The 26,351-nt window shown below is 73.5% G+C and carries 26 protein-coding genes and 1 pseudogene; 10 read left to right on the forward strand and 17 right to left on the reverse strand.

What is annotated here, in order from left to right; genetic code table 11:
• The first annotated feature begins 111 nt into the window (after window positions 1-111).
• A complete protein-coding gene (locus ABZ340_RS20005) occupies window positions 112-495 on the forward strand; it encodes a VOC family protein (RefSeq protein WP_358783117.1) in 384 nt (127 codons plus the stop codon).
• Between the two features lie 69 nt (window positions 496-564).
• On the opposite strand, the gene ABZ340_RS20010 is transcribed toward ABZ340_RS20005, so the two are convergent.
• Window positions 565-1,194 carry a flavin reductase family protein gene (locus tag ABZ340_RS20010; protein ID WP_358783118.1) on the reverse strand — a complete coding sequence of 210 codons (630 nt, stop codon included), beginning with the start codon at window positions 1,192-1,194 and terminating at the stop codon, window positions 565-567.
• A gap of 74 nt (window positions 1,195-1,268) precedes the next feature.
• Between ABZ340_RS20010 and ABZ340_RS20015 the strand changes: the two genes are divergently transcribed.
• On the forward strand, window positions 1,269-1,991 hold the full coding sequence (locus ABZ340_RS20015) for a helix-turn-helix domain-containing protein (protein WP_358783119.1): 723 nt from the start codon (window positions 1,269-1,271) through the stop codon (window positions 1,989-1,991).
• Between the two features lie 89 nt (window positions 1,992-2,080).
• On the opposite strand, the gene msrA is transcribed toward ABZ340_RS20015, so the two are convergent.
• Together msrA and ABZ340_RS20025 are read right to left on the reverse strand one after the other, a co-directional pair.
• Window positions 2,081-2,749, reverse strand: a complete 669-nt coding sequence (gene msrA / locus ABZ340_RS20020) for a peptide-methionine (S)-S-oxide reductase MsrA (RefSeq protein WP_358783120.1) — start codon at window positions 2,747-2,749, stop codon at window positions 2,081-2,083.
• A gap of 90 nt (window positions 2,750-2,839) precedes the next feature.
• On the reverse strand, window positions 2,840-3,958 hold the full coding sequence (locus ABZ340_RS20025) for a hypothetical protein (RefSeq protein WP_358783121.1): 1,119 nt from the start codon (window positions 3,956-3,958) through the stop codon (window positions 2,840-2,842).
• A gap of 138 nt (window positions 3,959-4,096) precedes the next feature.
• Here ABZ340_RS20025 and ABZ340_RS20030 point away from each other — a divergent pair, with 138 nt between their 5' ends.
• Entirely contained in the window at window positions 4,097-5,251 is a 1,155-nt protein-coding gene (locus ABZ340_RS20030) for a cystathionine gamma-synthase (RefSeq protein WP_358783122.1), read from the forward strand.
• Window positions 5,252-5,278: 27 nt separating this feature from the next.
• Here the strand turns inward: ABZ340_RS20030 and ABZ340_RS20035 are convergent, their stop codons facing one another.
• The 3 genes from ABZ340_RS20035 to ABZ340_RS20045 all read right to left on the reverse strand — a co-directional run bounded on the left by ABZ340_RS20035 (window position 5,279) and on the right by ABZ340_RS20045 (window position 6,882).
• Complete coding sequence (locus ABZ340_RS20035) at window positions 5,279-5,527, reverse strand: hypothetical protein (RefSeq protein ID WP_358783123.1); 249 nt, start codon at window positions 5,525-5,527, stop codon at window positions 5,279-5,281.
• 145 nt (window positions 5,528-5,672) lie between these two features.
• A complete protein-coding gene (locus ABZ340_RS20040) occupies window positions 5,673-6,185 on the reverse strand; it encodes a sigma factor-like helix-turn-helix DNA-binding protein (RefSeq protein ID WP_358783124.1) in 513 nt (170 codons plus the stop codon).
• Window positions 6,186-6,357: 172 nt separating this feature from the next.
• Window positions 6,358-6,882, reverse strand: a complete 525-nt coding sequence (locus ABZ340_RS20045) for a MarR family transcriptional regulator (RefSeq protein WP_358783125.1) — start codon at window positions 6,880-6,882, stop codon at window positions 6,358-6,360.
• Between the two features lie 144 nt (window positions 6,883-7,026).
• Between ABZ340_RS20045 and ilvA the strand changes: the two genes are divergently transcribed.
• Entirely contained in the window at window positions 7,027-8,256 is a 1,230-nt protein-coding gene (gene ilvA, locus ABZ340_RS20050) for a threonine ammonia-lyase (protein ID WP_358783126.1), read from the forward strand.
• Window positions 8,257-8,335: 79 nt separating this feature from the next.
• Here ilvA and greA read toward each other — a convergent pair whose 3' ends face one another.
• Both greA and ABZ340_RS20060 read right to left on the reverse strand, forming a co-directional pair.
• A complete protein-coding gene (greA, locus tag ABZ340_RS20055; protein WP_358783127.1) occupies window positions 8,336-8,833 on the reverse strand; it encodes a transcription elongation factor GreA in 498 nt (165 codons plus the stop codon).
• 168 nt (window positions 8,834-9,001) lie between these two features.
• Window positions 9,002-9,400, reverse strand: coding sequence for a DUF4307 domain-containing protein (locus ABZ340_RS20060; protein ID WP_358783128.1), 399 nt, complete (start codon window positions 9,398-9,400; stop codon window positions 9,002-9,004).
• Between the two features lie 222 nt (window positions 9,401-9,622).
• Here ABZ340_RS20060 and mca point away from each other — a divergent pair, with 222 nt between their 5' ends.
• A complete protein-coding gene (mca, locus tag ABZ340_RS20065) occupies window positions 9,623-10,483 on the forward strand; it encodes a mycothiol conjugate amidase Mca (protein WP_358783198.1) in 861 nt (286 codons plus the stop codon).
• A complete protein-coding gene (locus ABZ340_RS20070) occupies window positions 10,476-10,718 on the forward strand; it encodes a hypothetical protein (RefSeq protein ID WP_358783129.1) in 243 nt (80 codons plus the stop codon). The genes mca and ABZ340_RS20070 overlap by 8 nt, the downstream gene beginning before the upstream one ends.
• A gap of 88 nt (window positions 10,719-10,806) precedes the next feature.
• On the opposite strand, the gene ABZ340_RS20075 is transcribed toward ABZ340_RS20070, so the two are convergent.
• The gene (locus tag ABZ340_RS20075) at window positions 10,807-14,076 is read right to left on the reverse strand and encodes a tetratricopeptide repeat protein (protein WP_358783130.1); all 3,270 of its coding nucleotides are present in this window, start codon (window positions 14,074-14,076) and stop codon (window positions 10,807-10,809) included.
• Window positions 14,077-14,267: 191 nt separating this feature from the next.
• Between ABZ340_RS20075 and ABZ340_RS20080 the strand changes: the two are divergent.
• Window positions 14,268-14,426: pseudogene (locus tag ABZ340_RS20080) on the forward strand (DUF255 domain-containing protein); the annotation flags it as partial.
• Between the two features lie 156 nt (window positions 14,427-14,582).
• Here the strand turns inward: ABZ340_RS20080 and ABZ340_RS20085 are convergent.
• Window positions 14,583-15,149, reverse strand: coding sequence for a Uma2 family endonuclease (locus tag ABZ340_RS20085; RefSeq protein WP_358783131.1), 567 nt, complete (start codon window positions 15,147-15,149; stop codon window positions 14,583-14,585).
• Window positions 15,150-15,380: 231 nt separating this feature from the next.
• On the opposite strand from ABZ340_RS20085, the gene ABZ340_RS20090 reads away from it, so the two are divergent.
• On the forward strand, window positions 15,381-17,462 hold the full coding sequence (locus ABZ340_RS20090) for a thioredoxin domain-containing protein (protein WP_358783132.1): 2,082 nt from the start codon (window positions 15,381-15,383) through the stop codon (window positions 17,460-17,462).
• A gap of 38 nt (window positions 17,463-17,500) precedes the next feature.
• Here ABZ340_RS20090 and ABZ340_RS20095 read toward each other — a convergent pair whose 3' ends face one another.
• From ABZ340_RS20095 to ABZ340_RS20110, 4 genes are all read right to left on the reverse strand, one after another.
• Window positions 17,501-17,821 carry a hypothetical protein gene (locus tag ABZ340_RS20095; RefSeq protein WP_358783133.1) on the reverse strand — a complete coding sequence of 107 codons (321 nt, stop codon included), beginning with the start codon at window positions 17,819-17,821 and terminating at the stop codon, window positions 17,501-17,503.
• A 71-nt stretch (window positions 17,822-17,892) separates the two neighbouring features.
• A complete protein-coding gene (locus tag ABZ340_RS20100) occupies window positions 17,893-18,624 on the reverse strand; it encodes a Mut7-C RNAse domain-containing protein (protein ID WP_358783134.1) in 732 nt (243 codons plus the stop codon).
• Between the two features lie 33 nt (window positions 18,625-18,657).
• Window positions 18,658-19,296, reverse strand: a complete 639-nt coding sequence (locus ABZ340_RS20105) for a TetR family transcriptional regulator (RefSeq protein ID WP_358783135.1) — start codon at window positions 19,294-19,296, stop codon at window positions 18,658-18,660.
• A gap of 142 nt (window positions 19,297-19,438) precedes the next feature.
• Window positions 19,439-20,152 (reverse strand): hemolysin III family protein, encoded by a 714-nt coding sequence (locus ABZ340_RS20110; protein ID WP_358783136.1) that lies wholly within the window; start codon window positions 20,150-20,152, stop codon window positions 19,439-19,441.
• A 383-nt stretch (window positions 20,153-20,535) separates the two neighbouring features.
• On the opposite strand from ABZ340_RS20110, the gene ABZ340_RS20115 reads away from it, so the two are divergent.
• Window positions 20,536-22,368 carry a phosphoenolpyruvate carboxykinase (GTP) gene (locus ABZ340_RS20115; RefSeq protein ID WP_358783137.1) on the forward strand — a complete coding sequence of 611 codons (1,833 nt, stop codon included), beginning with the start codon at window positions 20,536-20,538 and terminating at the stop codon, window positions 22,366-22,368.
• Between the two features lie 211 nt (window positions 22,369-22,579).
• Here the strand turns inward: ABZ340_RS20115 and ABZ340_RS20120 are convergent, their stop codons facing one another.
• Window positions 22,580-23,821, reverse strand: a complete 1,242-nt coding sequence (locus ABZ340_RS20120; RefSeq protein WP_358783138.1) for an MFS transporter — start codon at window positions 23,819-23,821, stop codon at window positions 22,580-22,582.
• Between the two features lie 116 nt (window positions 23,822-23,937).
• On the opposite strand from ABZ340_RS20120, the gene ABZ340_RS20125 reads away from it, so the two are divergent.
• Entirely contained in the window at window positions 23,938-24,312 is a 375-nt protein-coding gene (locus ABZ340_RS20125; RefSeq protein ID WP_358783139.1) for an ArsR family transcriptional regulator, read from the forward strand.
• Window positions 24,313-24,492: 180 nt separating this feature from the next.
• Here the strand turns inward: ABZ340_RS20125 and ABZ340_RS20130 are convergent, their stop codons facing one another.
• Together ABZ340_RS20130 and ABZ340_RS20135 are read right to left on the reverse strand one after the other, a co-directional pair.
• Window positions 24,493-24,915, reverse strand: a complete 423-nt coding sequence (locus ABZ340_RS20130) for a hypothetical protein (RefSeq protein WP_358783140.1) — start codon at window positions 24,913-24,915, stop codon at window positions 24,493-24,495.
• Between the two features lie 119 nt (window positions 24,916-25,034).
• Entirely contained in the window at window positions 25,035-26,246 is a 1,212-nt protein-coding gene (locus ABZ340_RS20135; RefSeq protein WP_358783141.1) for a pyridoxal phosphate-dependent aminotransferase, read from the reverse strand.
• Window positions 26,247-26,351: the final 105 nt, after the last annotated feature.

The following is a 26,351-nucleotide window of genomic DNA, read 5'->3' on the forward strand; positions in this document are numbered from 1 at the left end:
ACGGATGGTGGGGCGGGGACGGGCCGCCTGGCGTGGGCAGGGCCGCACCCAGCCGTGCGGCCGGCGGCCGTGAGCCGACGGCCGCGCGCCGGAAGCAGGGAGGCCCGCACGATGACCGTCCAGCTGAACCACACCATCGTCGCCGCACGCGACAAGAAGGCGTCGGCGCGGTTCCTCGCCGGCCTCCTCGGCCTGGAGGTGGGGCCGCCCTACGGCCCCTTCCTCCCGGTCGGGATCCCCAACGGCGTGACCCTCGACTACCTGGACACCGACGGCGAGATCACGCCCCAGCACTACGCCTTCCTGGTCTCGGAGGACGAGTTCGACGCGATCTTCGCCCGGGTCCGGGAGGCGGGGCCGGCGTACTGGGCGGACCCGTTCCACCGCCGGCCCGGCGAGATCAACCACAACGACGGCGGCCGGGGGGTCTACTTCGACGACCCCGACGGCCACCGCCTGGAACTCCTCACCAGGCCGTACGGCAGCGGCGGCTGACGCCCGTGCCCCGGAGCGCCACGTCCGGGACCCGCTCGGAGACGGGCGCCGGCCGCCGCGGGGCGGCCGTCAGGCGGCGCCCGCCGTGACCCTCGCCGTCTCCGAGCGGAAACCGTGGCCGACCTCCGGGGCGAGGCCGTGGTAATGGCGGAAGTTGTAGATGAGCGGGCTCCACACGGCGGGGTCGATGTGCTGCGTGCCCGGCACGACGATGCGCTCGTCGGCGTGGACGCGCAGCACCTCGCACTCGACACTGAAGAACAGGCCCGCCCCGCCCGGTGTCAGCGCCTGGGCACGCGCCTCCAGCTGCAGGGCGCACTCGGCGACGCGCGGCGGCCTCACCAGGTCCGAGGCGACCGGGGTGAATCCGGCCGCGGCGAACTTGTCCCGCTCGTACCGGTAGACCGCCCGCTTGCTCTCCGGCACGGGGTGGGCGCCGGTGAGCGGTGCGAGGCGCTCCACCCGCTCCCACAGCTCCGGCGACGCCACGCTGATCACCAGTTCCGGACGCGCCGCGAGGTTGTGCGCGGTCTGGCTCTCCCGGCCCAGGCCCAGCACGACGTGCTGCCCCAGCGCCCACGCGGAGGAGATCGGGGCGAGGTTGGCGGAGCCGTCGTCGTTCTCGGTGGTCAGCAGGACCACGGGCGTGCCGAAGTACAGGATGCTCGGCCGGACCACTCGGTGGGTGTCAGTCGTCATGCGCACGACGCTAGGAGCGGAACGTTTCGGCACACGCCGAAACGTCGGCGGCGGCCGTCGGCGACACTGACGGCGTGACCGGTTCCGAGGACGTCCGTGAGGCCGCCCACGCCGAGGAACCCGACATCGCCTCCCTGGGCGCGCTGCCGGCCGACCGCACGCGCGCCGCCTTCTGCCTGGCGCTGCTCGACGGCCGCGCCTGGACGGCGACGGAACTGGCACGGCTGGCCGGCGTCGCGCCCTCGACGGCCACCGGCCACCTGAACCGGCTGGTGACCGGAGGGCTGCTGACCGAGGAGCGCAGGGGGCGGCACCGGTACGTGCGGCTGGCGGACTCCGGCGCCGCCGAGATGATCGAGGCCCTGGCGGCACGGGCACCGCACCGGCTCGTCCCGGTCCGTTCGCTCACCGCCGCCCGCAGGCACCGCGCCATGGGCTTCGCCCGCGTCTGCTACGACCACCTGGGAGGCTCCCTGGCCGTGGCGATCACCGACGCCATGACCGCGCGGGCGCTGCTGAGCCGGGAGTCCGGCCCGGCCCTCACGCCGTCCAGCCGCGCGTGGCTGCGGGTCCTGGGCATCGCCCAGGACCCGGCACCGCACGTGCGCACGTGCCTGGACTGGACCGAACGGCGCCCGCACCTGGCGGGCGCGGTGGCGGCGGCCGTGTTCCGTCACGCCCTGCGGGAGACCTGGCTCGCACCCGCCGATGGCTCCCGCGTCGTACGGCTGACGGACGAGGGACGCGAGGCGTTCCGCCACCACCTGGGCCTCGGGGACGGGGCGCTCACCGGCTGACGGGTGGACGGCAATCCCGAGGACCCCGGGAAGACCGGCGCCCGTCCTGCGAATTCCCGAGCCCGCGCTCAGCCGTCAGCCGCCGGCCGTCACCCGTCCGCTTTGGCCACGCCGACCGGGCAGGACACGCCCGTGCCGCCGATTCCGCAGTACCCCGCCGGGTTCTTGTCCAGGTACTGCTGGTGGTACGCCTCGGCCGGGTAGAACGGGCGGCCCTGGGCCGGGAGGATCTCCGTGGTGATCGTGCCGTGGCCGGAGGCCGTCAGGACCCGCTGGTAGGCCGCCCGGGAGGCTTCGGCGGCCTCGGCCTGGGCGGGGGTGTGGGTGTAGATCGCCGAGCGGTACTGGGTGCCGACGTCGTTGCCCTGGCGGAAGCCCTGCGTGGGGTCGTGGGACTCCCAGAAGGTCTTCAGGAGCTCCTCATAGGAGATCGTCTTCGGGTCGTAGACGACGCGGACGGCCTCCGTGTGGCCGGTCAGGCCCGAGCAGACCTCTTCGTAGGTGGGGTTCTCCGTGTAGCCGCCCTGGTAGCCGGCCAGGGTCGTCCAGACCCCCGCCGGGAGCTGCCAGAACTTGCGCTCGGCGCCCCAGAAGCAGCCCAGGCCGAAGTCGGCGGTCTCCAGGCCCTCGGGGTAGGGGCCCAGGAGCGGGTTGCCGAGGACGGTGTGACGGTCGGGGACCGTGAACGCCGGCTCCGGGCGGCCGGGCAGCGCCTGCTCGGGGGTCGGCATCTGGGGGGTGCGGTGGGACAGGAACATGCGGTCTCGTCTCCAATCGGGGCGACGACCGGATCAACGTACGGGGAAGGGCCGGAATTCCGGCCCCCGCCACCCGGACCGGCGCGCGGGTCAGTGGGGCAGGTTCGCCGGGCTGCCGCCGTTGGCCTCGAAACCCGCCACCGCCAGCGCCCGGTAGACCGCGAACTCCGCCGCCGGGTCCGGGGACAGCGTCCAGGGCAGGGCGCCGACGTGGCCGTCGATGTGTATGAGCTGGTTCATGGCCTCCGCCCAGCGCTCGCCGCGGACCAGGAAGAAGACCAGCATGTGGCGGACGTGCGCGAGCATCGGGTCGTCGGGGCGGGCCGAGTGGACCGCGTGCAGCGCGCCGTGGATCGCCTTCGTGACGACCTCGCTCCGGTAGAAGCCGCTGACCAGGTTCACCTCGGGAAGGTGCTCGAACACTGCGAACAGCGGCATCGCGGCCAGCAGCGAGCCCCGGGGCGCGCGGGCCGCGGCGGCCTCGGCGAAGGAGTACGCCAGCTCCCGCGAGCCGTGCCACTTCTCGCACCAGTAGTGCAGCGCGGCCAGGTGGGCGCCCATGTGCGCCGGGGCACGGTCCAGGATCTTCAGCCAGAGCTGTTCGAACTCCTGGCGCGGGTAGCCCAGGCCGCGGGCCACCGACAGCTCGACGATGTACGGGACCGGGTCGCCGGGGGCCAGCAGCGCCGCGTCGCCGCACGCCGCCCTCGCCTCCTCCATGATGATCCGGAACTCGTCCGTGCCGGGCGCCGACGTCCGCCACGCCTGCTGCACCAGGAACTCGGCGTGCACCGCCGCGCCCCCGGCGTCCTTGGGCGCCTCGGTCCGCCACACCCGCAGCCACTGCCCGCCCGGGGGCTCGCTCACCCCGCCGGGCCGCTGGGCCAGCTCCAGCGACGCCGCGCCCGCGAAGGCCTGCACGCGCTGCCAGCGCAGCTCGCCCTCCGCCTCCGTACCGGCCAGGAGCTGCTGCGCCGCCCGGTAGTCCCCGGTCCGCTGGACGAGGTCCAGGACGTCCAGCAGGTCCTGGTCGGGGCCGGGCAGGCGGACGTCGAGCTCCTCCTCCCGCACGAACCCGTAGTGCGCGGGGTCGGCCGCGTCCGGGTGGCCCGGCGGCACCTGCTCGATCATGCCGCGCCGGCGTCGCAGGACGGGCAGCAGCACGAAGCCGAGCAGGACCAGTGCCATCAGGACCCAGAGAATTTCCATGCCTCAAGCGAACCAGACCCCGCCGACACTTGGCCAACCCGTGCGGCGGCCTTGTGGAAAACCCGCCGCGGCCGTTCGCGAACCCGCCGGGACCGTTCACCAACCCGCCGGGACCGCTCGCGCACTACGCTCGGGCCCATGAGCGACAGGCACATCAGTCAGCACTTCGAGACGCTCGCGATCCACGCGGGCAACACCGCCGACCCCCTGACGGGCGCGGTCGTCCCGCCGATCTACCAGGTGTCGACCTACAAGCAGGACGGCGTCGGCGGTCTGCGCGGAGGCTACGAGTACAGCCGCAGCGCCAACCCGACGCGCACCGCGCTGGAGGAGAACCTGGCCGCCCTGGAGGGCGGATGCCGCGGTCTGGCGTTCGCGTCCGGACTGGCGGCCGAGGACTGCCTGTTGCGCACGCTGCTGCGCCCCGGCGACCACGTGGTGATCCCCAACGACGCCTACGGCGGCACCTTCCGCCTCTTCGCCAAGGTCGCCGCCCGCTGGGGCGTGGAGTGGTCGGTGGCCGACAGCGGCGACCCCGCCGCCGTACGGGCCGCCCTCACCCCGCGGACCAAGGCCGTGTGGGTGGAGACGCCCTCCAACCCGCTGCTCGGCATCACCGACATCGCCGCCGTCGCCCAGGTCACCCGGGACGCGGGCGTGAAGCTGGTCGTCGACAACACCTTCGCCACGCCGTACCTCCAGCAGCCGCTCGCGCTCGGCGCGGACGTCGTCGTGCACTCCCTGACCAAGTACATGGGCGGGCACTCCGACGTCGTCGGCGGCGCGCTGATCGTCTCCGACCCGGAGCTCGGCGAGGAACTGGCGTTCCACCAGAACGCGATGGGCGCGGTCGCCGGCCCCTTCGACTCCTGGCTGGTGCTGCGCGGCACCAAGACCCTCGCCGTGCGGATGGACCGGCACAGCGAGAACGCCGCCAAGGTCGCCGAGATGCTCACCCGGCACGCGCGCGTGACGAGCGTCCTGTACCCGGGGCTGCCCGAGCACCCCGGGCACGAGATCGCCGCCAAGCAGATGAGGGCGTTCGGCGGCATGGTGTCGTTCCGCGTCGAGGGCGGCGAGGAGGCGGCCGTCGAGGTCTGCAACCGCGCGAAGGTGTTCACGCTCGGCGAGTCCCTGGGCGGCGTCGAGTCGCTCATCGAGCACCCCGGCCGGATGACCCACGCCTCCGCGGCCGGCTCCGCCCTGGAGGTCCCCGCCGACCTGGTGCGCCTGTCCGTCGGCATCGAGAACGCCGACGACCTGCTGGAGGACCTCCAGCAGGCGCTCGGCTAGGGACCGGACAGGGGTCGGCCGCCAGGGTCACCAGTCCGGCAGCGGCGGGGTCGTCTCCGACGGCGGCGGAGCCCAGGGGCGGGCGGTCAGCGCCCACACGGTGAACGCCACCGCCGCCGCGAGCAGCAGCAGCCACAGCAGGCGCCGGGCCGCCGTCCGGCGCCGCAGCATGCGCTCGCCGCGGCGCACGGCGTCCGCGTACAGCTCCGGCGGCACCCGCGGCGGCGACTCCTGCAGGAGCCGCCGTACGGCCGCCTCCCGCGCCGTCCGGTTCACGGCCGCCGCCCGGCGGCGGGCCGTCCCGGGACAGGCCCTCCTGGGACGAGTCCTCCTGGGACGGGTCCTCCTGGGACGGGTCGTCCTGGGGCGAGCCCTCCGGGGACGGGCTGTCCCGGGGTGGCGGCGCACGCGCGCGTGTGCCTCATGACGCCGCCGCCCCGGGGGCCGGCTCCCGCTCCACCGCCGGCGCCGGCTCCCGGGGCGGGCGGAGCACTGTCGTCGTCGCCCGTTCGCACAGCGTGTGGACGCGCTCCCCGGTCAGCCCCAGCAGGGCGGCCGTCTGCTCCTCGGCGACACCCTCGTACAGCCTGAGGACGAGGACCAGGCGTTCCAGCGGAGTCAGCCGGGCCAGCGCGCCGGCGGGGTGCGGCCGGGCCCGGCCCGGGGCGCCGTACCGGTGCCGGGCCTCGTGGGCGAAGCGGGTCGCCAGGTACTGGCGGGCGCGGTCGTAGGGGTCCTCGCCGCGCAGGCCGTCCCAGCGCGCGTACGTGTGCGCCAGGGCCAGGGTCAGCAGGTGCCGCGCGCGCGGGTTGTCGCCGGGCGCCTCGGCCGTCAGCAAGGTGGCGGCGTGCAGCAGCCGCCCCGCCGCGCCCGCGGCGAACGCCTGGAACTCCTCGGCCCGGCGGGCGTCCCGAAACGCATGCCGTTCTCGCACCGCGCCTCCCGCCTGAGGGCGACCCTGGGGAATCTGATGAACCTGGGGAACCTGGAGAAACAGACCCGGCCGGGTACGGGCGTGTGCCCGGCCGCGACGAGGGGTCCCGGTCTCATATGAGGCCAGAGGCGGTCCGCCGGTCAAGAGCCGGGCGAGGAACGGAAGACGGGATCTAGGAGGCCGGCGGTGCCTCGCCGCCCGGCATCCCCTGCGCCGACATCCGCGCGGACAGCGCGCCGTTGAAGCGGGTGAGCAGCGTGCAGAACGCCTCCCGCTCCTCGGGCGCCCAGTCCCGGGTCAGCTCGGCCATCAGCCGGCGCCGGGAGTCCCGTACCTCCTCCAGGCGCGCCGCCCCGCGCGGGGAGAGCTGGAGCACCACCGCGCGCCCGTCCTCGGGGTGCGAGGTGCGTTTGACCAGGCCGCTGTCGACGAGCGGGGCCACCTGCCGGGTGACGGTCGAGGAGTCGATCCCCATGCTCGCGGCGAGCGCCTTGACGCCCATCGGGCCTTCTTTGTCGAGCCGGTTGAGCAGGAGGTACGCGGCGCGGTCCATCGAGTTGCGCACCTGGCCGACTCCGCCGAGACGGGTCTGTTCGGCACGGCGGGCGAACACCGCCACCTCGTGCTGCAGCGTGTCCAGGAGACCGCTGTCACCGACGGTCGTCAGGTCCGTCGACATCTCAGGTGTTGTGGGCATGGCCGGAGGCTCACTTCGTGGAGGGCTGCTGGTTGGGGGACAGGGTACGCGGCCGGGCGGCGGGGCGTACCGGCGCTGCGCGAAGCCGGTCCCGCCCTGTGGTCACGGCCCGCCCCGGCGCCGGTGAACTGCGATGCTGGAACCATGAGCTACGGCACGGTCCCCTCCCTGCGCTCCGTCACCCTCGACGACGTGCGCGGCGCCCGGAAGATGCTCTCGGGCGTGGCGCGGGTGACGGCGATGGAGGGCAGCAGGCACCTGTCCCGGATGATCGGCGCGCCGGTGCACCTCAAGTGCGAGAACCTCCAGCGGACGGGGTCGTTCAAGCTGCGCGGTGCCTACGTCCGGATCTCCGGGCTGCTGCCCGAGGAGCGGGCCGCCGGCGTGGTCGCCGCGAGCGCCGGCAACCACGCGCAGGGGGTGGCCCTGGCGTCGACGCTGCTCGGGGTGGGGTCGACGGTGTTCATGCCGAAGGGCGCCCCGCTGCCGAAGATCAGCGCGACCCGGGAGTACGGCGCCGAGGTGCGCCTGCACGGCCAGGTCGTCGACGAGACGCTGGCCGCCGCGCAGGAGTACGCGGCCGAGACCGGCGCGGTCTTCATCCACCCCTTCGACCACCCCGACGTCATCGCGGGCCAGGGCACGGTCGGGCTGGAGATCCTGGAGCAGTGCCCCGAGGTGCGCACGATCGTCGTCGGCATCGGCGGGGGCGGGCTGGCGGCCGGGATCGCCGTGGCGGTGAAGGCGCTCAGGCCGGACGTGCGGATCGTGGGCGTGCAGGCCCAGGGCGCGGCGGCCTACCCGCCCTCGCTGGCCGCCGGGCGCCCGGTGGCGGTGGAGAACCCCGCGACGATGGCCGACGGCATCCGGGTCGGGCGGCCCGGCGACGTGCCGTTCGGGATCGTCGGCGACCTGGTCGACGAGGTCCGCACGGTCACCGAGGACGAGCTGTCCACCGCGCTGCTGCTGTGCCTGGAGCGGGCGAAGCTGGTCGTCGAGCCGGCCGGGGCGAGCCCGGTCGCGGCGCTGCTGAGCGAGCCCGGCGCCTTCGAGGGCCCGGTCGTCGCGGTGCTGTCCGGCGGCAACGTCGACCCGGTGCTGATGCAGCGGGTGCTGCGCCACGGCATGGCCGCGCAGGGCCGCTACCTGGCCGTCCGGCTGCGCCTGACGGACCGGCCGGGCGCCCTCGCCACGCTGCTCGGGGTGCTGTCGGCGGCCGACGCCAACGTCCTCGACGTCAGCCACGTACGGACCGACCCGCGGCTCGGGCTCACGGAGGCGGAGGTCGAGCTGCACCTGGAGACCATGGGCCCGGAGCACTGCGCCGAGGTGCGGCGGGCCCTGCGGGAGGCGGGGTACACGGTCAAGGCCTGAGCGGTGAGCGGAGGCGGCGGCACGGCACGGCCCCCCGGCGTCACGGGACGCCGGGAGGCCGTGGTGGTGAAGGGGCGGGTCAGCCGTTGTACGGCTCGGCCTTGAGGATCTTCACCGAGGCCGTCTTGCCGTTCGGCAGCTCGTACTCCGCGTCCTCGCCGACCTTGTGGCCGATGACGCCGGAGCCCAGCGGGGACTGCGGCGAGTAGGTCTCGATCTCGGAGCTGGCGTACTCGCGGGAGGCGAGCAGGAAGGTCAGCGTGTCGTCCTCGTCACCGTCGAAGGCGATCGTGACCACCATGCCGGGCGCCACCGCGCCGTTCGCCGCCGGCGGCTCGCCGACCTTGGCGGTCTCGAGCAGCTGGGTCAGCTGGCGCACACGGAGCTCCTGCTTGCCCTGCTCCTCCTTGGCCGCGTGGTACCCGCCGTTCTCACGCAGGTCGCCCTCCTCGCGCGCGGCGGCGATCTTCGCGGCGATCTCCGTGCGCGCGGGACCAGTAAGGTACTCAAGCTCGTCCTTGAGCTTGTTGTACGCCTCCTGGGTCAGCCAGGTGACGTTCTCGCTGGTCTGGGTCACAGGTGCTCCTCGTAGGTACTGGGAATACAAAGCATCGCCCTACCCAGAAGAATGTTCCTCCACAGGTGGGCGAAACCACGAGCCTAACAATTCAGGGGCGAAAGGGGGAGGACATAACTCCCAAGATTCACGTCAACGCAGGTCGGCGCGGACGTATTCCGGTCGATGTCAGTCGGCGTGGCAGCCGAGGAGCTCGGCCGTGGTGCCCCGGGCCTTGGTGCGGAGCGTGACGACCTGGTCGACGCGGGTGTCGTCCCGGTCGAAGCGGAAGTCGGCCCGGCCGACCTCGTCGCCGTCCTCCGCCTGGGACCGCAGGGTGCAGTAGCCCTCGGCGCCGGCGTCCTTGTGGACCTCCAGGTGGACCTCGACCGCGTCCTCGGAGGTGTCGAAGGTGATCACCTCGGCGCTGATCTTGTTCTGGCCGACGTAGTGGTAGCCGAAGTAGCCGACCAGGGCGAGCAGGAGCACCGCCAGGACGGCGCCGACGGTCTTGAGCGTGCGGTCGGCCCGTTCGTCCGAGGAGCGGCCGTAGCGGCCCTCGGGCGGTCGTGTGCTCGCCGTACTCATGATCGTCCTCTCGGCAGGGGCGGGACGGGATGTCCCGAAAGGGGCCCCGGAGCCCGGCTCCGGAATTATTCGCCCTCCGATTCGGTCACTATAGAAGCCCCCGCCTGCCACCCGACCGCCGCCCCGCGCGGACGCCCCTCGGGGCGGCACCTATTGGACTGCGCCGACACACAGGGCGCCGACTTGACCGAGGATTGAGTCTTGACTGACCAGCTGCGACTGATGGCCGTCCACGCCCACCCCGACGACGAGTCGAGCAAGGGCGCGGCCACCATGGCGAAGTACGTGTCCGAGGGGGTGGACGTGCTGGTGGTGACCTGCACGGGCGGAGAACGCGGCTCCATCCTCAACCCCAAGCTCCAGGGCGACACGTACATCGAGGAGCACATCCACGAGGTGCGCAAGAAGGAGATGGACGAGGCCCGGGAGATCCTGGGCGTCAAGCAGGAGTGGCTCGGCTTCGTCGACTCCGGCCTGCCCGAGGGCGACCCGCTGCCGCCGCTGCCCGAGGGCTGCTTCGCTCTGGAGGACGTCGACAAGGCGGCCGGCGAGCTGGTGCGCAAGATCCGCTCCTTCCGCCCCCAGGTGATCACCACCTACGACGAGAACGGCGGCTACCCGCACCCCGACCACATCATGACCCACAAGATCACGATGGTGGCGTTCGAGGGCGCGACGGACACCGAGAAGTACCCGGAGAGCGAGTACGGCCCGGCGTGGCAGCCGCTGAAGCTGTACTACAACCAGGGCTTCAACCGGCCCCGCACCGAGGCGCTGCACAAGGCGATGACCGACCGCGGCCTGGAGTCCCCCTACGGCGAGTGGCTCAAGCGCTGGGACGAGTCCGGCCACGCCGATCGCACGCTGACCACGCACATCCCCTGCGCCGACTTCTTCGAGACCCGCGACAAGGCGCTGATCGCGCACGCCACGCAGATCGACCCGGACGGCGGCTGGTTCAAGGTCCCGATGGAGATCCAGAAGGAGGTCTGGCCCACCGAGGAGTACGAGCTCGCCAAGTCCCTCGTGCCCACCTCCCTCCCCGAGGACGACCTCTTCGCGGGCATCCGGGACAATGCCTGACATGAGCGCAAGCGCAAGCCTGGCAATGACGCACCTCGTCACTCTCGCCGAGTTCGACAAGGACAAGGTCACCCCCGGTGTCCTCGGCTTCATCGTCTTCGCGGTGATGGCCCTGGCGGTGTGGGGTCTGATGAAGTCGATGAACAGGCACATGGGCAAGGTCGACTTCAAGGAGGCCGCCGACCCGGACGCGGAGCCGGGCACCGGGGCCGGGAGCGCCCCCGCCAAGGGCTGACCCGGCCCGGACGGGCACGGCGGCGGCAGGCGGGGCTCCGGCGGTACGGCGCCCGGCCCGCCGCCCCGCGCCGGACGGCCGCCGCGGCTCACTTCCGCGCCGCGGCGACCTCCACCCCCATCACCTCCCGGGCGTGGCGGCCGGGCACCATGCCGAGCCGCCACGCCTGCCAGCCCTCCTCCAGGCGCACGCCCCGCTCCAGCAGCAGCCGGTACGCCTCCACGCAGTCGTCCAGCTTCTCGTCGCGCGCGGGATGCCCGGCGCGGGCCAGCCGGCCCAGCTCCTCCTGGGCGACGGCCGTGCCGACCTCCACGCCGCCCGGCGCGGCGTAGGGCAGCAGGGTGCACCTGAGGAAGCGCGCCCAGTCCTCGCCCCGCCGGTCGCCGTACGACGTGAACAGCGCCGCCGCCTCGTCGCACAGCGCCAGCGCCTGCGCCGTCCGGGCGTTGCCCGCGTCCACCACCGCCAGCTCCAGGCAGGTCCACGCCTCGCCGTGGGCGACGCCGATGCGCTGGAAGTCGGCGCGGGCGTCGACCAGCAGCTGGCGGGCGAAACCGGAGTTGCGCAGCGACCCGGTCTGGGCGGCGCGCTGGTCGCGGGTGACGCGGGCCGAGTGGTGGCGGGCGCAGGCCAGGCCGTACACGTCCCGCATCCGGGAGAACATCGTGCGGGAGCGTTCCAGCTCCCGCACCGCCCGGCCGAGGTCGCCGGTCTCCTCCAGCGCCTGGCCCAGGTAGTACAGCGTCCACGCCTCGCCGCGCGCGTCCTCGTTGTCCCGGTGCCGGTCCGCCGCCCGGCGCAGCTCCTCCACCGCCGGCGAGGCGTCCCGGGCCACCAGCCGCGCCCGCGCCAGCTGGGTCAGCGCCCACGCCTGGCCGCGCGCGTCCTGCGTACGGCCGTACAGGCCCAGGGCCGTGCGCAGGTCGGTCTCCGCCCGCGCCACATCGCCCCGGCGCAGGTGGAGCTGCCCGAGCTGGAAGTGGGCCCACGCCTGGCCGTGCACGGACTCGCTCGCGCGGTGCAGCACCAGGGACTCGGTGAGCAGGTCCAGCGCCTCGGACAGGTGGGCGCGGTCGCGTTCCACCGCCGCCAGCGCGTGCAGGGTCCACGCCCGGTCCGCGGCCAGCTCGGGGGCGGCGGCCAGGTCCAGCGCCTCCCGCAGCCTCGCCGCCGCCTCCGTCAGGTTGCCCTGGTGGTGCAGGGTGATGCCGAGCGAGGTCAGGGCGCGGGCGGCGCCCGCGTCGTGGTGGGCCTCCCGGTACAGGTCCACCACGGACGTGAGGGTGGTGCGGGCCTTGTCGAGCTCGCCGAGCTGCCGGGCCGCGATGCCGGTGCGCCACTGCACCGAACGGATCAGCAGCCCCTCGTCGACGGCCTGCGCCAGTTCGCTGATCTCGCCGAGGCGGTACAGGTCGCCGCGGAGCAGGCAGTAGTCGCACAGCGCGCCCAGCAGGTTCAGCACGGCGCGCCGGTCGACGCCCTCGGTGTTCTTGAGCGCGGCCGTGAGGAAGCCGGACTCGTCGTCCAGCCAGCGCAGCGCCTCGGCCGGCGAGGCGAACCCGTGCGGCCCGAAACGGTCGGAGCGGGTCGACACATTGCCGTCGACCAGCCGCAGCACCGTGTCGGCGAGCTCGGCGTGGTGGGTGATCAGCCGCTCCTGGGCCGCCGCGCGGTCGGCCGGGTCCTCCTCGTCGAGGAGGCGGGCGCGGGCGAAGGCGCGCACCGCGTCGTGCAGCCGGTAGCGGCTGCCGCGGACGTGGTCGACCAGGCCCGCCCGGGACAGCGCCGCCAGGTGCCGGGTGGCCTCCCGCTCGTCGGTCGCCAGCAGCGCCGCCGCCGCGGCGGCGCCCAGCGAGGTGCGGCCGGCCAGCGCCAGGCGGCGCAGCAGCCGCCGCGCCGTCTCCGGCTGGTCGGTGTAGCGCAGCCACAGCGCGCGCTCGACCGGCTCCACGGGGCCGTAGGCCGCCAGGTCGCCGGCCAGGGTGCGCGGGGAGCGCGGGCCGAGCGCGGAGCCCGCGACGCGCAGGGCCAGCGGCAGCCCGCCGCACAGCTCCCGGATGCGGTCGGCGGCCTCGGCGTCGTACGGGCCCGTGGCGTCCTGCGCGGCGGCCGTCAGCAGCTCCTCCGCGCCCGCCGCGTCCAGCGGCTCGACCGGCAGGTGGTGCACCCGCGCGGGCAGGCCGGCCGGCAGGTCCAGCGGCTCGCGGGCGGTGACCAGGACCAGGCTGTCGGACCGCTCGGGGATCAGGGCGCGGATCTGCCCGGCGTCGGCGGCGTCGTCGAGGACGATCGTGACCGGTACGCCCGCCAGGTGCTGGTGGTACAGCTCGCCGAGCCGCTTGACCTGCTGGTCCGCGGACGACCGCTCCCGGAACAGCAGCTGCTCGCGGGGCGCGCCGAGCCGGTCGAGCAGGTGCAGCAGGGCGTCCCGGGTGGACAGCGGCGGCTCCTCCCGCCCGGCGCCGCGGCCGTCACCGCCGTTGCCGCGGCCGTCACCGCCGTCGCCGGGGCCGGTGGTCCGGCCGTCGCCGCGCAGGTCGACGACGCAGGCGCCGCGGAAGTGGTCCCGCAGGTCGTGGGTGGCGCGCACGGCGAGCGCCGTACGGCCGCTGCCGGGCGCCCCGTGCAGCACGACCACCGTCGGCCGGGTCTCCGTGTCGGCCCGGGCCGCCTGCACCCACTGCCGGATCCGCGCCAGTTCCCGCCGACGGCCCGCGAGGACGTCCGCGGGCTCCGGGAGCTGCCCGAACGACTGCTCCAGCACACTGCGCCCGCGGGCCGCCGCGCTCTTGTCGGCGCCGCGCAGCTTCGGCACCGGCTTCTTCGGCCCGGTGGAGGCGGCCAGCACCCGCTGCTGGTCCAGGAACGGCCGGATGCCCCGCACCTCCAGCGCCGTCAGCCACTGCAGGCGCAGCTGTTCCGGCCCGCCCGGCTGGCTCACCGCACCGGCCCGGTGGTGGGCGGCGGGCAGATGCGAGCCCATCACCTTCACCACCGTCGCCGCCGCGCCGGCGACGCCCACGGCGGCGCCCGCGCCCAGGGCCACACCGGCGCCGGTCCCGAGTGCCATGTCGGCCACCACGGCGGCGGCCGCGGCGACGGCGGCCACCAGCAAGGGGGTGCCGCCGCCGTCGCGGACGTAGCGCTGCCGGAAGGTGAGCTGCCCGGCCTCCGCCTCGTCCAGGGCGCGGGTGTAGGCGTCGTACTCCTCGGCGGCCGTGCGCGCCATCGTCTCCAGCGCGCCCCGCGCCCGCGACAGCAGCACGTTGCCGTCGACGCGCCCGCCCGAGCGGCGGACCTCCTCCTCGACGGCCCGCACCAGCAGCCGCTCGGCGTCCGCCCGATGACGCTCCCGCATGGCGTCTCCCCCCTCGTGTCCCCCTCCGGCGGCCGAGGCCCCGTCGGCTCCCCCGGCCCGTCCCCGGCTCTTTCCCCGGTTGCCCGTGGGTCAAGTGTGCGGCGCGCGCGCCGCTGTGGGGAGGGGACGGACGGCAGGTGACGGCGGTGTGCCGTCCGGCGTGGGACGGGTACTGGGGCAGGATGGACACCATGCCGAACCGACTGGCGCACGAGACGTCCCCGTACCTCCTCCAGCACGCCGACAACCCCGTCGACTGGTGGCCCTGGTCGCGGGAGGCGTTCGCGGAGGCGCGGCGGCGGGACGTGCCCGTGCTGCTGTCGGTCGGTCATTCCGCCTGCCACTGGTGCCAGCGCACTTTTACGACCAGGTGACTGCGGCCGGCGCGGTCATGAGAGACGGGGTGGACACGCTCGGTGAGGACTGTTGTCTGCTTCGCTATGCAGAGATCGATGAGGCAGAGGCTTTCAGCGAAGAGTCCTCGGTAGCGCCGACTCGGTCGCTCCCTACACGACCCCAAGATCGACAGTGACGGAGAAGGGGGCGGCAGCCTTGATCGTGCCGGTGAACATCTCGCCATCCCTGTAGGCCTGGGTGGCGGAGTCGAGAACGTAGGTGTAGATGATCGGGACACCAGTGGCGGCCTGCTCGACCCGCCAGTAGAAGGGGATGCCGGCCTTGGCGTACTGGTCCACCTTCACGATCCGGTCAGTGGTCTCCGAGCCGGGCGAGACCACCTCGACGACCAGCAGTACGTGCTCCGGGCGGGTAGGCGTGACGTCGATGGTCTCCGCCCGGTAGACGATGACGTCCGGACGGCGGTTGGTGAGGGGAACGTCCTGCAGGCGGACGTCGAAGTCCGTGTCCGCGTTCCAGTCAGGGCCTGCAGCTGCGTCCAGGGCATTGGCCAGGACCCGAGCCAGCCGGTTGTGCCGCTTGGAGGCGCTCGGACTCACGACGACCATCCCGTCCACGATCTCGATGCCGGCGCACTGCTCCTCGGACCAGGAGTCGTACTGCTCCGCGCTGATCTGCGTATGCATCCACGCGGGCGGCACCATCTCGGCGGTCATCGTGTACCTCCTTCGAGGAGCCTCGGCAGGTCCAGCGCTGCTGGGCCCAGCCTACTGTTCCGAGGTGCCGGGCCGCCCGACTCGGACGAACGCCGGGAAAAGTTCGACACACCGGCCCCGCGGGCGAGGAGCCGCCCGCCACGTGAGGGCTCACACGTGCAATTCGGCCAAGCGAGGCGGGCGCGTGAGGGTTTCCCCGGTCGCGCCAGGCACTGTGAGAGGCTGGATCGTATGAACCGGTTGGCTGGTGTGACCTCGCCTTATCTGCTGCAGCATGCCGACAATCCCGTCGACTGGTGGCCCTGGACACCGGAGGCGTTCGAGGAAGCGCGACGGCGCGATGTCCCCGTTCTGCTGTCAGTCGGATACTCGGCGTGCCACTGGTGTCATGTGATGGCGCACGAGTCGTTCGAGGACGAGGCGACGGCCGACTACCTCAACGCGCACTTCGTCAGCGTCAAGGTCGACCGGGAGGAACGCCCCGACGTCGACGCCGTCTACATGGAGGCCGTGCAGGCGGCGACCGGGCAGGGCGGCTGGCCCATGACGGTGTTCCTCACCCCGGACGCCGAGCCGTTCTACTTCGGCACCTACTTCCCGCCCGAGCCCCGGCACGGCATGCCGTCCTTCCGGCAGGTCCTCCAGGGCGTCCACCAGGCGTGGGCGGAGCGGCGCGGGGAGGTCACCGACGTCGCGGGCAAGATCGTCCGGGAGCTCGCCGGGCGGGAGATCTCCTACGGCGACGCCCGGCCGCCCGGCGAGGCGGAGCTCGCGCAGGCGCTGCTCGGGCTGACCCGGGAGTACGACCCGCAGCGCGGCGGGTTCGGCGGGGCGCCCAAGTTCCCGCCGTCCATGGTGATCGAGTTCCTGCTGCGCCACCACGCCCGCACCGGCGCCGAGGGCGCCCTCCAGATGGCGCAGGACACCTGCGAGCGCATGGCGCGCGGCGGCATCTACGACCAGCTCGGCGGCGGCTTCGCCCGCTACTCCGTCGACCGCGACTGGGTGGTGCCCCACTTCGAGAAGATGCTGTACGACAACGCGCTGCTGTGCCGGGTCTACACCCACCTGTGGCGCTCCACCGGCTCCGGGCTCGCCCGCCGCGTCGCCCTGGAGACCGCCGACTTCATGGTGCGGGAGCTGCGCACGAACGAGGGCGGGTTCGCCTCCGCGCTCGACGCCGACAGCGAAGAGGCGGTGCCGCGCGAAGCGCGTCCGCAGAGGGGTGGTGGCGGGCGACGGGAGGGCGGCACGGGCCGGCACGTCGAGGGCGCGTACTACGTGTGGACACCCGCCCAGCTGCGGGAGGTGCTCGGCGAGGCGGACGCCGACCTGGCCGCGCAGTACTTCGGGGTGACCGAGGAGGGCACCTTCGAGCACGGTTCCTCGGTGCTCCGGCTCCCGCAGGACGAAGGCGTGTTCGACGCCGGGCGGATCGGTTCCCTCCGGGAGCGGCTGCTGGCCGCCCGGTCCGAGCGTCCCGCGCCCGGCCGGGACGACAAGGTGGTCGCCGCCTGGAACGGCCTGGCGATCGCCGCGCTCGCCGAGACCGGCGCCTGCTTCGACCGCCCCGACCTGGTGGAGGCCGCCGTCGCCGCGGCCGACCTCCTGGTCCGGCTCCACCTGGACGACCACGCCCGCCTCACCCGCACCAGCAAGGACGGGCAGGCCGGGACCAACGCCGGGGTGCTGGAGGACTACGCCGACGTCGCCGAGGGCTTCCTGGCGCTGGCGTCCGTCACCGGCGAGGGCGTCTGGCTGGACTTCGCCGGGCTGCTGCTCGACCACGTCCTGACCCGGTTCACCGACGAGGCGGGCTCGCTGTACGACACCGCCGCCGACGCCGAGCGGCTGATCCGCCGCCCGCAGGACCCCACCGACAACGCCACCCCGTCCGGCTGGACCGCCGCCGCGGGCGCCCTGCTCTCCTACGCCGCCCACACCGGCTCCGAGCCGCACCGCACCGCCGCCGAGCACGCCCTCGGCGTGGTGAAGGCGCTCGGGCCGCGCGTGCCCCGCTTCATCGGCTGGGGGCTGGCCGTCGCCGAGGCCCTGCTCGACGGGCCCCGCGAGGTCGCCGTGGTGGGCCCCGCCCTCGACGACGAGGCGACCCGGACCCTGCACCGCACGGCCCTGCGGGGCACCGCGCCCGGCGCGGTCGTCGCCGTCGGTACCGAGGGCGGCGACGAGTTCCCGCTGCTGGCCGGGCGGCCCCTGGTGGACGGGGCACCGGCCGCGTACGTCTGCCGCCGCTTCACCTGCGACGCGCCGGTCACCGACGCCGAACGGCTGCGCGCCGCGCTGGGCGGCTGACCCTCGGGGGGACGGGGAGCGGGGAGCGGGCGGACGCGTCAGGCGCCGGTGAGGATCAGGGCGCCGAGCGTGAGCTGCGCGGCCCACTGGAGCAGCACGGCCCCGCCCCGGGCGGGTGTCCACCGGCCCCGGGGCCAGGCCAGGACCAGCACGCCGAGGGCGAGCGCGGCCCAGAAGCAGCCGTACAGCGCCGCGCCGGGGATCTGTGAGCACTGCTCGCCGTACATCAGGCAGCGGCTGCCGCGCTCGGAGGCGAGGACGAGGAGCCACGCGACGGCGACGGTCGGCAGGAGCAGGAGGAGCCCGGCCACCGACCAGCCGGTCAGGTGGCGGCCGGCGGACTGCTGAGCGGTGTTCATGGCGCCCATCCCACCGCGCCGCCCGGCCGCCGGGAACCGTCCGGCGTACTCGGCCGCACGCCCGGTCGTGCTCAGTCGCGCTGAGTATCCCCGCTCAGGGCCCGCTCCACGATCGCCTCCAGCTGGTCGTGGTGGGCGCCCTTCCAGTACGCGCGCCCGCACCGGCGGCACTGCGCGAACACGTCGTACGTCCGCTGGGTGCCGCCCTTGAGCTGGTCCGCGACCTCTTCCTTGGTGGCCTGCCTCAGCAGGCCGTTGCAGGCGGTGCACCGCGTCCACGGGCGCAGTTCGGGCCGGAACCGGTCCAGGACGTCGTGGAGCTGGTCGTCGGGGCGGGTGCTGTAGACGAACGCGCCCGCCCACAGCTCGCGGCGGCGCAGCAGGCCCCGGTCGCGGCTGAGCATGACCCGCTTCTCGGCGGCCGACCGGGCGGCGAGCGCCGGGTCGCCGATGTCGGTCGACTCGTAGGCCGTGTCCACGCCGAGCAGCCGCAGGCGGCGGGCGAGCGTGCCGAGGTGCACGTCGAGCAGGAAGCGCAGGGGAGCGCCGGGCACCCGCTGCGGGCGCTCGACGGTCCGTACGGTCACCGACTCGCCGGCCGCGGGGACGTGCGCGGGCGGCACCTCGCGGCCGTCCACGACGAGCGCCCCGACCTCGGTCAGCGGCACCCCGAGGGACTCGACGACATGGCCGAGGGTGGAGACGCCGTCGGTGGCGACGCGGGTGGCGGTGCCACGGCGGGCCTGCGGGACGAACACGTGCAGCTCGGGGGCGAAGGCGACGTGGATCTCGGGACCGTTCATCCGGTCAGGATGTCATGCGGGCGGGCGCCGGCCTCAGGGTTTTCCGGTGGGCAGGCCGTGCTCCAGGACGTCCAGGGCGCGGTCGACCAGGCCGGCCAGGTCGTCCTCGTGGCCGTGTTCGGCCCAGTACCGCGAGACCTCCATCAGTCCGCCGACCAGGGACATGGACACGACCCTGACCTCCAGCCCGTCGGGGTCCAGGCCGGTGCGCTCGGCGATGGCCCGGCCCAGCAGGCGGCCGGTGGCCGACATGCCCTCCGCCATCCGCGAGCGCACCGCCGGAACCTCGGCCATCAGGCGGGTCCGCAGCCGCGTCACCTCGGGACTCTCCCCGGCGCCGGTCCCGATGGCCTTGCGCATCACGTGCCGCAGGGAGACCGTCCACGGCTCGTCGGCGGGCCGGGCGGCGAACTCCTCCGCCATCACCGGGTCGTACTCGTCCGTGAGGACGATGTCCTCCTTGGTGGGGAAGTAGCGGAAGACGGTCGACGGCGACACCTCCGCCCGCTCGGCGATCTGCTCGACCGTCGTGGCGTCGTACCCCTGTTCCCGCACCAGCGCGTAGGCCGCGGAGCGGATCGCCTCCCGGGTCTTGATCTTCTTGCGCTCGCGAAGCCCCGGCGGGGGGCGGTCGGCGGGGTGGGGGGTACGTGCGGCCGTCATGGGGGTCATTCTCGGGCATGGTCTCCGGGGTGGCCATGTCCCCGGCACCGCTCGCGGCCCGCGCGGCCCGCCCCGGCGTGCGCCGGGCTCCGGGCGCACGAAGACGGCCACGGCTCGGGAGCCGTGGCCGCAGAGGGAGGGGTGCGCGGGGTCACGCGTGCTGGTACGCCACCAGCGAGATCCCCACGTAGTGCGCGATGAACGCCGCCAGGGTGAAGGAGTGGAACACCTCGTGGAAGCCGAACCAGCGCGGTGACGGGTTCGGCCGCTTGATGCCGTAGACCACCCCGCCCGCGCTGTAGAGCAGACCGCCGACGACCACCAGGACCAGGACGGCGATGCCGCCGGTGCGCAGGAAGTCGGGGAGGAAGAAGACGGCCGCCCAGCCCATCGCGATGTAGCAGGGGGTGTAGAGCCAGCGCGGGGCGCCGACCCAGAAGACGCGGAAGACGATGCCGGCCGCCGCGGCGGCCCAGATCCCCCACAGCAGCCACTGCCCCTTGGCACCCGGCAGGAGCAGCATCGTCAGCGGGGTGTAGGTGCCGGCGATGATCAGGAAGATGTTGGAGTGGTCGAGCCGGCGCAGGACGCCGTCCATGCGCGGGCTCCAGTTGCCCCGGTGGTACAGGGCGCTGACCCCGAACAGCAGACAGGCCGTCAGGGCGTAGATTCCGCAGGCGATCCGGCCTCTGGTCGAGTCGGCGAGCGCGGTGAGCACCAGGCCCGCGACGAGGGCGGCCGGGAACATGCCGAGGTGCAGCCAGCCGCGGAGCTTCGGCTTGACCGGATGCGGCAGGGGAAGCGCGACGGGACCGCGGCCGGCGGCCTGCGTGTCCGTGGGCGCGTCGAATGCGGACGCAGTCATGTGCGGCATCGTACCTACGGGACCGTAAGTTACATATCAGTCAGGCCACATGAGGGGTGGCGCGTGGCCATCGTCTCACGGGGTACCCGGGGCCGCACCCCTTCTCACCTCGACCCTCCCGCCGGGCGCACCCGGGCCTGCGGAGGTAAAAGAAGTTTCAGGTGAACCCAACGTATACGCAAAGAAAAGGAGAGATTCCCCGTGGTACGTGGCGATCCTCACGCCGCTCAGGCGTGAGGCCCTCTGGACAGATGGGCGCTCGCGTCGGATGATCAAATGAGTGCGGTCGGCACCGGATGAGCGCCGAAGGGTTCACCGTGAAGCATCCGGGTCGCAGCCCCCACGGGGCCTCCCACCACAAAATCCCTCATTTAGGAGCAATCGTGGCGCGCGACATCGCGGCTCCCCCCGTCGTCCCCACCCAGCACCGGGAACTGGTCTCGTGGGTGAACGAGATCGCGGAACTGACCCAGCCGGACAACGTGGTCTGGTGCGACGGGTCCGAGGCCGAGTACGAGCGACTGTGCGAGGAGCTCGTCCAGAAGGGCACCTTCCGGAAACTCGACCCCGTCAAGCGCCCCCACTCCTACTACGCCGCCTCCGACCCCACCGACGTCGCGCGCGTCGAGGACCGGACCTTCATCTGCTCCGAGAAGGAGGAGGACGCCGGTCCCACCAACCACTGGAAGGCGCCCGCCGAGATGCGGGAGATCTTCCAGGGCTCCGGCGGCGAAGGCGGCCTGTTCCGCGGCTCGATGCGCGGCCGCACCATGTACGTCGTGCCCTTCTGCATGGGGCCGCTGGGCTCGCCGCTGTCCGCGATCGGCGTCGAGATCACCGACTCGGCGTACGTCGCCGTCTCCATGCGGACGATGACCCGCATGGGCCAGGCGGTCCTGGACGAACTCGGCGACGAGGGCTTCTTCGTCAAGGCCGTCCACACCCTCGGCGCCCCGCTGGAGCCGGGCCAGGAGGACGTCCCCTGGCCCTGCAACCGGACCAAGTACATCTCGCACTTCCCCGAGACCCGCGAGATCTGGTCCTACGGCTCCGGCTACGGCGGCAACGCCCTGCTCGGCAAGAAGTGCTACGCCCTGCGCATCGCCTCCGTCATGGCCCGCGACGAGGGCTGGCTCGCCGAGCACATGCTCGTGCTGAAGCTGACCCCGCCCACCGGCGAGCCCAGGTACGTCGCCGCCGCCTTCCCGTCGGCCTGCGGCAAGACCAACCTCGCCATGCTGGAGCCGACCATCCCCGGCTGGACGGTCGAGACCATCGGCGACGACATCGCCTGGATGCGCTTCGGCGAGGACGGCCGCCTGTACGCCATCAACCCCGAGGCCGGCTTCTTCGGCGTCGCGCCCGGCACGGGCGAGCACACCAACGCCAACGCGATGAAGACGCTGTGGGGCAACGCCGTCTTCACCAACGTCGCCCTCACCGACGACAACGACGTGTGGTGGGAGGGCATGACCGAGGAGCCGCCCGCCCACCTGACGGACTGGAAGGGCAACGACTGGACGCCCGCGTCGGACACCCCGGCCGCGCACCCCAACGCCCGCTTCACCGTCCCGGCCGCCCAGTGCCCGATCATCGCGCCGGAGTGGGAGGACCCCAAGGGCGTGCCGATCTCGGCGATCCTCTTCGGCGGGCGCCGCGCCACCGCCGTCCCCCTGGTCACCGAGTCCTTCGACTGGAACCACGGCGTCTTCCTCGGCGCCAACGTGGCCAGCGAGAAGACGGCGGCGGCCGAGGGCAAGGTCGGCGAACTGCGCCGCGACCCGTTCGCGATGCTGCCGTTCTGCGGCTACAACATGGGCGACTACATGGCCCACTGGATCGACGTGGCCAAGGACAAGGACCAGTCCAAGCTGCCGAAGATCTACTACGTCAACTGGTTCCGCAAGGACGACGAGGGCCGGTTCGTCTGGCCCGGCTTCGGTGAGAACAGCCGCGTCCTGAAGTGGATCGTGGAGCGCCTGGAGGGCAAGGCCGAGGGCGTCGAGACCCCCATCGGCATCCTGCCGGCCAAGGGCGCCCTCGACACCGACGGGCTCGACCTGTCCGAGGAGCGGCTGGAGTTCCTGCTCACCGTCGACAAGGACGTGTGGCGCGAGGAGGCCGCGCTCGTCCCCGACCACCTGAACACCTTCGGCGACCACACCCCGAAGGAGCTGTGGGACGAGTACCACGCCCTGGTGAAGCGCCTGGGCTGAGAGCCCCGAACGGCGCACCCCTGCTCCGCGGCCGGTCCGACTAGCCCTGACCTGCGATGTCGTCACGAAGGCCGGCCGCGAGGGGGTCCCTTCCCGCTCCGGTAGCCGGGAGCGTGGGGAGGCACCCCGCACGGGCCGGGTCCCCGCACAACGGCGTGCGGAGACCCGGCCCGTCAGCCGTCCGCGGGCACCGCCCGGACGCTTCCGGGGCTCACACGCGCTCCGCCCGCCCCCGGTCGGCCAGGACCACGAGCCCCCCGGCGACGGCGAGGGTGAGCAGCACGCCGCCGAACACGGTCGTCCCGGCCGTGAGGCCGATCGCGTCGCCGAGGTGGCCGGCGGCCACCGGCAGCAGCCCCGCGGGCAGGTAACCGCCCACGTTGAGCGCGGCGTTGGCCTCGGCCAGCCGCCCCGCCGGGACACCGGCGCCGAGCAGCGACAGCCCGCCGAGCTGGCCCAGGCCCTGTCCGGCGCCGGCCAGCAGCGCGGCGGCGGCGAGGGCGGGCACGGACGAGGCGCGCACCGCGACGACGAGCGCGGCCATGCCCGCGGCGGTGGCGGCGGCGCCCGCGAGCAGGACCGTGTGACGGTCCAGCCGCCGGACCGCGAACTGCACGCCGGCCGCCGTCAGGAACATCGCGAAGGCCAGGGAGCCCGCCACGATCCGGCTGGTGGTGCCGAGGAGCCCGGCCAGCAGCGAGGGGCCGAGCGACAGCACGAACGACGTCGCGGTGATGCCCGGCGCGAAGACCGCGATGCCCAGGGCGAGCCGCCGCCCGTTGCCGCGCGGGACGCCGGGCAGCCGCACCCAGGCCCCGCCGGCGGGCGCGGCCGGGCGGTGCAGGGGCATCCTCAGGACCACGGCGACGGCCGTGACCAGCAGCACCGCCTCGACGGCGAAGACGGTGACGGCCGGCGCGGGCAGCGTCTCGGACAGGACGCCCGCGAGCAGCGGGCCCAGGCCGGCGCCGAAGACCATGGCGCAGGAGGCGAGCAGCGCCCCGAGCCGCTTGCGGCCGGGCCCCGCGACATCGGTGACGGCGGCCATGCCCGCGGAGACCACGGCGCCGACCGCCACGCCGGTGAACAGCCTGGCCACGACCAGGGCGGCCACACTGCCCGCAGTGGCGAAGACCAGGCAGGCGGCCAGGGCCAGGCCCAGGGCGGGCAGCAGGACGGGCTTGCGCCCCAGCCGGTCGGAGACCACGCCGCTGACGAGCAGGGAGCCGAGCAGCCCGGCGATGTAGCAGGCGAAGACCGCGGTCAGCGTGGCTTGGGAGAAACCGATCTCCCGCTGCCACAGCACGTACAGCGGGGTGGCCGCGTTCGACAGCACGAAGACCGCGGCCACCGGCCAGGCGGCCAGCCACACCCACCGCGCGGGCGCCTCCGCCGCCGCGCCGGGCCGATGGCGGCCCACGTCCCTCACGAGCGTCGTCCTGTTCTGCGGCATGGCTGTCCCTCCCGGCACGTCCAGTACGAGTCGAGTCGAACTTAGCATGCAGTACGATTGGAGTCGTACAAGGAGTCCGGCGATGTCCGGCGGCGTACGGCGAGGGAGAGGCGCGCATGTCTGTGACGGTGGGTGAGGGGTTCGCGGTCGTCCCGGAACCGGACGGCCTGCCCGAGCCACTGCCCGAGCCGGCGGTGGACGAACTGCGGCTGGAGACGGTGCTGGGCGCGCTGAGCGACCCGCTGCGCCTGTTCATCGTGCGCAAGCTGCTGCTGGAGCGGGAGCGGTTCGACCACCCCTGCGGCTGGTTCGGCATCGACCGCCCCAAGTCGTCCCTCACCCACCACTTCAAGGCGCTGCGCGCGGCGGGCGTCATCCGGCAGCGGCAGTACGGGCTGGAGCGCCGCAGCCACGTCCGCGTCGACGACCTCGACGCGCGCTTTCCCGGCCTGCTGGCCCTGGTGGCCGCCTGGGAGTCGGCGGACGGGTGAGCGCCGCCGGCGCGGTGTCGCGCGTACGCGGGAAAAGGCCGGGTCCTGCGGCGCCGTACGTCACGGCGCCGCAGAACCCGGCCTCTTCGGGGTGGGCGGGCGGTGGTGAGTGGCGCCCGGTCCGCGCGTCGCTGCGGGTGCACGCGGACCGGGGCCGTCGGGGGGCCCGGTGAGGAGGGCTCAGCGGGACGCGAGTTCGCGCGGCTCCAGGGCCGCGGTGTGCGCGTCCATCCGCTCGGCGGCGAGGATGGCGGCCGCCGTGTCGGCGCGGGAGGCGGCCACCACCAGGGCGCGGCCCGCCAGGGTGTGCGCCTTGCGGTGCAGGGCCGCCGGGCGGTGCTCGCCCGGGGCGGCGGTCAGCGGCACGCGGGCCGGCGCACGGCCTCCCCGCAGCCGGGCCACCTGCTCGGCGAGCCGGTCGGCCGCGGTGTCCAGGTCGGTGGACGGTGCCAGCGCGCGGAGCTCGTCCGTGACGGCGAGCAGTGCCGCGAGATGGCCCGCGAGCTGGATGTCCAGCTCTTCCTCACGTGACCGGTGGGGGAAGTCCGGGGTGTTGCCGGCCATCGTGCTGTGGACCGATTTGGTACGGATCGGTTCGTACATGGATGGCCTCCTGACTGCTTGCAGGAAGCCATCCTAGCTTAGATTCCGTCTAAAGTTGAGTCGCTCACAAAACGGGACACCGTGTACACGCGGCGTGAGGCCGGGTCCGGGCGCGGCCGTCAGGGCTGGCTGTAACCGTCCAGGAAGTGCGCGATCCGGCCCACCGCGTCCCGCAGGTCCCCGACCGTCGGCAGGGTCACCACCCGGAAGTGGTCCGGCTCGGGCCAGTTGAAGCCCGTGCCGTGGACGACCATGATCTTCTCGCGGCGCAGCAGGTCCAGGACCATCTGCCGGTCGTCCTTGATCTTGAAGACCGCGGGGTCGAGGCGGGGGAAGAGGTAGAGCGCCCCCTTCGGGCGGACGCAGCTCACGCCCGGGATCTGCGTCAGCAGCTCGTAGGCGACGTCCATCTGCTCCTTCAGCCGCCCGCCCGGCAGCACCAGGTCGTTGATCGTCTGCCGTCCGCTGAGCGCCGCGACCACCCCGTGCTGGCCCGGCATGTTGGCGCACAGCCGCATGTTGGCCAGGATCGTCAGGCCCTCGATGTAGGAGTCGGCGTGGGCGCGCGGGCCGGAGACCGCCATCCAGCCGACCCGGTAGCCGGCCACCCGGTACGCCTTCGACATGCCGTTGAAGGTGAGGGTGAGCAGATCGGGGGCGACCGCGGCGGTCGGCGTGTGCGTGGCGCCGTCGTAGAGGATCTTGTCGTAGATCTCGTCGGAGCAGACCAGCAGGTTGTGGCGGCGGGCGATGTCGGTCAGCCCGCGCAGCACCGCCTCGTCGTACACCGCGCCCGTGGGGTTGTTGGGGTTGATGACGACGAGGGCCTTGGTGCGGTCGGTGACCTTGGCCTCGACGTCCGCCAGGTCGGGCATCCAGTCGGACTGCTCGTCGCAGCGGTAGTGGACCGCGGTGCCGCCGGACAGGGTGACGGCGGCCGTCCACAGCGGGTAGTCCGGGGCCGGTACGAGGACCTCGTCGCCGTCGTCGAGCAGGCCCTGCATCGCCATCACGATCAGCTCGGAGACGCCGTTGCCGATGAAGACGTGCTCGACGTCCGTCTCGATGCCGAGGGTCTGGTTGTGCATGACGACCGCGCGGCGGGCGGCCAGCAGGCCCTTGGCGTCGCCGTAGCCGTGGGCCGTCGAGACGTTGCGGAGGATGTCCTCCAGGATCTCGGGCGGGCACTCGAAGCCGAACGCCGCCGGGTTGCCGGTGTTGAGCTTGAGGATGCGGTGACCGGCCGCTTCCAGCCGCATCGCCTCCTCGAGCACCGGGCCCCGGATCTCGTAACCGACGTTGGCGAGCTTGGTCGACTGGATCACCTGCATGCCCGTGAGCTTACGGGCCGCCCGCTCGCCCCGGGCCGTGTTTTCCGCCACGCGGGACGGCCGGTTTGTCCGGTGTGCCGCCCCCGTGCGCCCCGTTCGGCCTGG

Source organism: Streptomyces sp. NPDC006134, assembly GCF_040628835.1.
Lineage (GTDB): Bacteria > Actinomycetota > Actinomycetes > Streptomycetales > Streptomycetaceae > Streptomyces.

What these genes read in the sequence shown, in the direction of transcription:
- ABZ340_RS20005 (WP_358783117.1), top strand. Translation starts at nt 112, where the DNA reads ATGACCGTCCAGCTGAACCACACCATCGTCGCCGCACGCGACAAGAAG.
- ABZ340_RS20010 (WP_358783118.1), bottom strand. Translation starts at nt 1,194, where the DNA reads ATGACGACTGACACCCACCGAGTGGTCCGGCCGAGCATCCTGTACTTC.
- msrA (WP_358783120.1), bottom strand. Translation starts at nt 2,749, where the DNA reads ATGTTCCTGTCCCACCGCACCCCCCAGATGCCGACCCCCGAGCAGGCG.
- ABZ340_RS20025 (WP_358783121.1), bottom strand. Translation starts at nt 3,958, where the DNA reads ATGGAAATTCTCTGGGTCCTGATGGCACTGGTCCTGCTCGGCTTCGTG.
- ABZ340_RS20030 (WP_358783122.1), top strand. Translation starts at nt 4,097, where the DNA reads ATGAGCGACAGGCACATCAGTCAGCACTTCGAGACGCTCGCGATCCAC.
- ABZ340_RS20045 (WP_358783125.1), bottom strand. Translation starts at nt 6,882, where the DNA reads ATGCCCACAACACCTGAGATGTCGACGGACCTGACGACCGTCGGTGAC.
- ilvA (WP_358783126.1), top strand. Translation starts at nt 7,027, where the DNA reads ATGAGCTACGGCACGGTCCCCTCCCTGCGCTCCGTCACCCTCGACGAC.
- ABZ340_RS20060 (WP_358783128.1), bottom strand. Translation starts at nt 9,400, where the DNA reads ATGAGTACGGCGAGCACACGACCGCCCGAGGGCCGCTACGGCCGCTCC.
- mca (WP_358783198.1), top strand. Translation starts at nt 9,623, where the DNA reads ATGGCCGTCCACGCCCACCCCGACGACGAGTCGAGCAAGGGCGCGGCC.
- ABZ340_RS20070 (WP_358783129.1), top strand. Translation starts at nt 10,476, where the DNA reads ATGCCTGACATGAGCGCAAGCGCAAGCCTGGCAATGACGCACCTCGTC.
- ABZ340_RS20075 (WP_358783130.1), bottom strand. Translation starts at nt 14,076, where the DNA reads ATGCGGGAGCGTCATCGGGCGGACGCCGAGCGGCTGCTGGTGCGGGCC.
- ABZ340_RS20085 (WP_358783131.1), bottom strand. Translation starts at nt 15,149, where the DNA reads ATGACCGCCGAGATGGTGCCGCCCGCGTGGATGCATACGCAGATCAGC.
- ABZ340_RS20090 (WP_358783132.1), top strand. Translation starts at nt 15,381, where the DNA reads ATGAACCGGTTGGCTGGTGTGACCTCGCCTTATCTGCTGCAGCATGCC.
- ABZ340_RS20095 (WP_358783133.1), bottom strand. Translation starts at nt 17,821, where the DNA reads ATGAACACCGCTCAGCAGTCCGCCGGCCGCCACCTGACCGGCTGGTCG.
- ABZ340_RS20100 (WP_358783134.1), bottom strand. Translation starts at nt 18,624, where the DNA reads ATGAACGGTCCCGAGATCCACGTCGCCTTCGCCCCCGAGCTGCACGTG.
- ABZ340_RS20105 (WP_358783135.1), bottom strand. Translation starts at nt 19,296, where the DNA reads ATGACCCCCATGACGGCCGCACGTACCCCCCACCCCGCCGACCGCCCC.
- ABZ340_RS20110 (WP_358783136.1), bottom strand. Translation starts at nt 20,152, where the DNA reads ATGACTGCGTCCGCATTCGACGCGCCCACGGACACGCAGGCCGCCGGC.
- ABZ340_RS20120 (WP_358783138.1), bottom strand. Translation starts at nt 23,821, where the DNA reads ATGCCGCAGAACAGGACGACGCTCGTGAGGGACGTGGGCCGCCATCGG.
- ABZ340_RS20125 (WP_358783139.1), top strand. Translation starts at nt 23,938, where the DNA reads ATGTCTGTGACGGTGGGTGAGGGGTTCGCGGTCGTCCCGGAACCGGAC.
- ABZ340_RS20130 (WP_358783140.1), bottom strand. Translation starts at nt 24,915, where the DNA reads ATGTACGAACCGATCCGTACCAAATCGGTCCACAGCACGATGGCCGGC.
- ABZ340_RS20135 (WP_358783141.1), bottom strand. Translation starts at nt 26,246, where the DNA reads ATGCAGGTGATCCAGTCGACCAAGCTCGCCAACGTCGGTTACGAGATC.